The sequence below is a fragment of the Caldimonas mangrovi genome, assembly GCF_023721835.1.
Lineage (GTDB): Bacteria > Pseudomonadota > Gammaproteobacteria > Burkholderiales > Burkholderiaceae_C > Caldimonas > Caldimonas mangrovi.
Genome location: NZ_JAMKFE010000034.1, coordinates 1 through 4,705, shown reverse-complemented (window position 1 = coordinate 4,705; position 4,705 = coordinate 1). Strand labels below are relative to the sequence as shown.

Below are 4,705 nucleotides of genomic sequence, written 5' to 3'. Positions count from 1 at the left end.
CAGGCGCCACCGCCAATGACCCGCCCACGGTCTATTACATCCATGTCGACCACCTGAACACGCCGCGCATGGTGCGCAACCAAGCCGATCAGCGCCGCTGGCGCTGGATGCTCGCCGAGCCCTTCGGGTCCACCGCCGCCGAGAACAACCCAGACGGGCTCGGGAACTTCACCTTCAACCTCAGGTTCCCGGGGCAGTACTTCGACCAAGAAACCGGGTTGCATTACAACTGGCATCGGGACTATGACGCGACCATCGGAAGGTACGCTCAAAGTGATCCGATTGGATTGGAGGGGGGAATTAATACCTACCAATACGGATTCAGCGACCCTGCCAGCACGATTGACGAAGATGGATTGAGAGGCAGTGCTCCCACGTGGAATATTGTCCGCCCTTTAGGTCCCATACCATCTACAAACCAAATACCACTTCCCGGGATTCAGCCTGGCCCCGGCTACCAGCCCGCCCCTATTTATCGCACACCCGATAATACAGTTAGCTACTACAATTGGCGTCGCCAGCATACGGAAGACATTGCAGAAGTGATTGGCTCTGCCACCGGTGCCAACACGGCGATTCGAGCACCGAGCATTCAAACTAGTGCGGACGGTCTGCGTGGTCCGACTTTCCCAGTTCGCGCAGGATGCAGAGTGATTTGCGAACTGATTGAAAACGCATGCCCCGTCCATGAACAATGCAGGGTTTACTGCGGCCCAACAATCGGCCCGAGAAGGTGAAAATGATGAAGCTATTTCTTGCCATGCTTGCAGTCTCGATCATCTTGCTTTTTGTCGTTCTGGTTCTGTTATCTCCTGACGCGATCACAGCACTACTTGTTCTTAGTGGAAACACAGGGGGCACGCCTCGGCTTACTGCCATAGTTGCCCTTGCACCAATTTTAGCAATCTTGTTGGCCGTTATATTGACCAAAATATTCAAAAAGCTTCATCAGCTAGATAAAAAAAAACAGAGACCGAAAAGCACACCCCCTTCTAATGAGGGGTTTTCTTGAATACCGAGATTACCTTACGTTCTATTTCCAGCAGGATAATATTCCAATCTGCGAGGCCGCCAGCATTTCTGCATGAAACGAAATTAAATAATATTAGATTATTCTTTTTTACCTATAAAATTCCAAACGCAAGCAAGCTTACAAAGGGGTCATGGCGCGATCAAGAACAAGAAATGCTGTATACCGCTGAGAAAATGCAAGCCCGCAGCAAGCGAAATACATGGCGAGCCGCTCAAAAGGCGGGGTCGCATGCGTGGGACACGGGAATACAAAATGAGGGATGGGCAATGAGATTCTTACTGCGGCCAATCGGCCCTTCTTGCAAGCAGATATTTGTGGCGCTCTCGTTCTTGCTGCAAATGGCAGCCGCGCATGCGCAGGTGCTACCGCCCGAAAGATCTTGGTACTCCGACAGCCAATTGTCTTGCGATTTCCAGAACAAGATTCTTTTTCAGTCCCCTTTTCCGGGAGATAGCCCGCACGACGTCTGGGAGCAGTACGTCGCAAAACTCAATGAACGGTGTTCGGGCCAAGCGGGGGCGCTCTACACGGTGTCGTTCTCGACGAATGAGTGCACTCCCACCATCAACGTCAGCTCGAACGGTACGAATCCGCGTGCGTACGCGGTCGCCTATGGTTGCACCTATCGAGCTCGGCGCACTCCCAAACCCTCCTGCGGCTCCCAGTCGAGCTGTGTGGTTAGCGAATACGACCAAACACTTCCGGCCGCGATGAAGTTTTGCGTCGTGAGTGGAATGGGCAACGGGTCCCAGTTCACTCTTACGGGCACGGCCAGCTACGGTGAATGCATGTGCCCCGAAGGAACGACCTACGTCGCGGAAGCTTCCCGATGTGTTCAGATCCGCGACCACTATCACGACAAACCACAGAGCTGCGAGCCACATTACGGCCGCCCCATCTACCCGCTGACCGGCAGCAAGCGCAACGAGATCGAGTTGGGCCGTTGGCTGGGCGAGTCGCTGAAGCTGGTTTACGACACGCGCCGTAAGGTCCCCAGCACGAGCGCAACCATGCCCTTCAACCTGGCGCCGCCGCCGTCCTTCGGCGCCTTGTGGGAGAGCAGCGTTCACAAGAAGCTGGTCTTCCAGTCAGGATCCAAACCCACTATCCAGGCTTCGCGTGGTGCCGGTCGTTGGGTCAGCTTTGTGCAAGGCAGCTCGGGCAGCTATCTGCCCGACGCCGACGTCGCCGACAGCCTCACTTCCGTCTCGGGCAGCTGGCGGTACTTCGATGCAGCACGTGGCGCCTATGAGACCTACAACAGCACCGGTCAGTTGCTGAACATCAAAGCCGCTTCGGGCTCTGTCCATACGTACGCCTACAGCAATACCTCGACGCCCGCATCAGTTGCTCCGGTGCCGGGCCTGTTGCTATCGGTCCAGGATCAGCACGGGCGCACGATCAGCTTCACCTACGAGAAGCCGCCTGAGGCTTCCTTGCCGATACGCATCAAGCAGCTCACTGCTCCGGCACAGCAGACGATCCAGTTCGCCTACGACAGCCACGGCAACCTGCATCGCATCACTTGGCCCGACGAGAAGCAGCAGCAGTTTCTCTATGAGAACGCCGCCCATCCGTGGGCGCTGACCGGCATCCTGGACGAAAACAACGTACGCACAGTGACCTACGGCTATGACACCGAAGGCCGAGCAATCAGCACCGAAGCCGCTGGGGGCGTCGACAAGTACACCGTGAGCTGGGCTGCTGCGCCGAAGTGGCAGGTCACCGAAACCTACGACGCGCAGGCAGCCGTGATGTGGCGACACCATCGGTGGCTGCAGCCCGAGGGCACGTTGGTCACGCAGCCTAACGGGCAAAGCGTCGGTCTGGAAACCACGAGCATTCAGGGCGCCTCGAGGCTGACCTCGAAGAGTCAACCGGCCGGATCCGGCTGCGCCGCGTCCACGCGCACCACCGAGTACGACGCCCAAGGCAACGCCGTTCGCCGAGACGATTTCACCAGCAAGCGCATTTGCTACGCGTATGACCCGTCGAGGAACTTGCAGAGTGCTCGCGTCGAGGGCCTCTCAAACACGTCAATGTGCGAGAGTTCTATGGGTGCAGGCGCCACGCTGCCTGCAGGCAGCCGCAAGGTATGCACACAGTGGCACCCCGATCTGCGCCTGGAGACCCGCGTCGCGGAGCCTGGTCGCATCACGACCGTTGTCTACAACGGTAGGCCGGATCCGTTCAGTGGCAATGCGGTCGCGAGCTGCGCTCCCTCTTCTGCCCTGCTGCCCGACGGCAAGCGCATCGCCGTCGTCTGCAAACGCGTCGAGCAGGCCACCACCGATGCGAACGGGTCTCAAGGCTTCTCGGCTTCGTTGGCTGCCGGTGTCCCCGCTCGCACCTGGAGCTACACCTACAACGCCTACGGCCAGGTGTTGAGCGAGGACGGCCCGCGCACCGACGTGGCCGATGTAACCACCTACGAGTACTACCCCGACACCACGCCTGAGTGGACCCGCGGCGACCTCAAGCAAGTCACCAACGCCGCCGGCCAGGTGATCCGCCACACCCGCTACAACCCGCACGGCCAGGTGCTGCAGAGCGTGGACGCCAACGGCGTGGTGAGTGACTCCACCTACGACCTGCGCCAGCGCCTGACCAGCGTCACGGTGGCCGGCCAGACCACCAGCTACACCTACGAGCCCGCCGGCCTGCTCAAGCGGGTCACCCAGCCCGATGCCAGCTACGTCGAGTACCACTACGACGACGCCCATCGCCTCACCGGCTTGAGCGACCAGGCCGGCAACACCATCACCTACACCCTGGACAACGCCGGCAACCGCACCGCCGAACAAGTCACCGACCCCGAGGGCGTGCTCGCGCGCAACCTCAGCCGCGCCTTCGATGCGCTCGGGCGAGTGCAGCAGTCCACCGGCTTTATCAATGAAGCATGGAAAGGAACGGAATGAGCGTCCGCTGTCCACGTCTTGCTCAGCTGTTCGCGTGGGTCGCCGCTACGTTTCCCCTGGGGTCCTACGCGTTCAGCGACTACTACTGGCTGGTGGATCGCCATCCAGAGCTAGGACGGTTTGAAGAGCCGATTGCTGCCTGCATTGCTCGTCTCAATCAACTGGATTCCTCCCCTGCTTCGAAGGAGTTTTACTCTGTCGAGTTCTCCTCTAACTCGTCCCTTGCACGCTGCATGGGAACATTCTGTACTCCGTCTCAAGGCTGCTGGAACAGTGGCTATGGATATGCCTACAAGATCGAGTGCCCCGCGGGTAAGAGATGGACATCGCCGGCCTTGCAGTGCGTTCCTTGGCTCGACCGGTACCACGACAAGCCGCAAAGCTGCGAGCCGCGCTTCGGCCACCCTATCTTTCCGCTGACGGGCAGCAAGCGCAATGAAATCGAGTTGGGCCGTTGGCTGGGCGAGCCGATGAAGCTGGTCTACGAGACTCGTCGCAAAGCGCCCAGTCGAGATTTCGCCATTGCATTCGATTTGAGTCCGCTCCCTTCATTTGGTGGATTGTGGGAAAGCAGCGTTCACAAGAAGCTGATCGTTCAGTCGGGTCCCCAACCGGCTATCCAAGCATTGAATCGCCCCGGATTTCCTAGACACCCGTGAGCCGTTGGGAATGGCGTCGTTCGAACTCTAATGGCGAAGTGCCGCCGGCGGTGCCGTGGCGCCGCTTGGCGTTATAGAACATCTCGATGTAGTTG

General features: G+C 58.8%; 5 protein-coding genes. 4 read left to right on the top strand and 1 reads right to left on the bottom strand.

Annotated features, from left to right (window positions below; translation table 11 throughout):
* From M8A51_RS26030 to M8A51_RS26015, 4 genes are all read left to right on the top strand, one after another.
* The coding region (locus M8A51_RS26030; protein ID WP_280926204.1) for an RHS repeat-associated core domain-containing protein at nucleotides 1-737 on the top strand (737 nt) is incomplete at its 5' end.
* A gap of 5 nt (nucleotides 738-742) precedes the next feature.
* The gene (locus M8A51_RS26025; RefSeq protein WP_251781538.1) at nucleotides 743-1,012 is read left to right on the top strand and encodes a hypothetical protein; all 270 of its coding nucleotides are present in this window, start codon (nucleotides 743-745) and stop codon (nucleotides 1,010-1,012) included.
* A gap of 335 nt (nucleotides 1,013-1,347) precedes the next feature.
* Nucleotides 1,348-3,951 carry an RHS repeat domain-containing protein gene (locus tag M8A51_RS26020; RefSeq protein WP_251781536.1) on the top strand — a complete coding sequence of 868 codons (2,604 nt, stop codon included), beginning with the start codon at nucleotides 1,348-1,350 and terminating at the stop codon, nucleotides 3,949-3,951.
* Entirely contained in the window at nucleotides 3,948-4,610 is a 663-nt protein-coding gene (locus M8A51_RS26015) for a hypothetical protein (RefSeq protein WP_251781535.1), read from the top strand. The genes M8A51_RS26020 and M8A51_RS26015 overlap by 4 nt, the downstream gene beginning before the upstream one ends.
* On the opposite strand, the gene M8A51_RS26675 is transcribed toward M8A51_RS26015, so the two are convergent.
* On the bottom strand, nucleotides 4,597-4,705 hold a 109-nt coding region (locus M8A51_RS26675; RefSeq protein ID WP_368408602.1), incomplete at its 5' end, for an IS3 family transposase. The genes M8A51_RS26015 and M8A51_RS26675 overlap by 14 nt on opposite strands.

Bases quoted from the DNA above. Each gene is read 5' to 3' on its own strand.
- M8A51_RS26025 (WP_251781538.1), top strand. From the start codon at position 743: ATGAAGCTATTTCTTGCCATGCTTGCAGTCTCGATCATCTTGCTTTTT.
- M8A51_RS26015 (WP_251781535.1), top strand. From the start codon at position 3,948: ATGAGCGTCCGCTGTCCACGTCTTGCTCAGCTGTTCGCGTGGGTCGCC.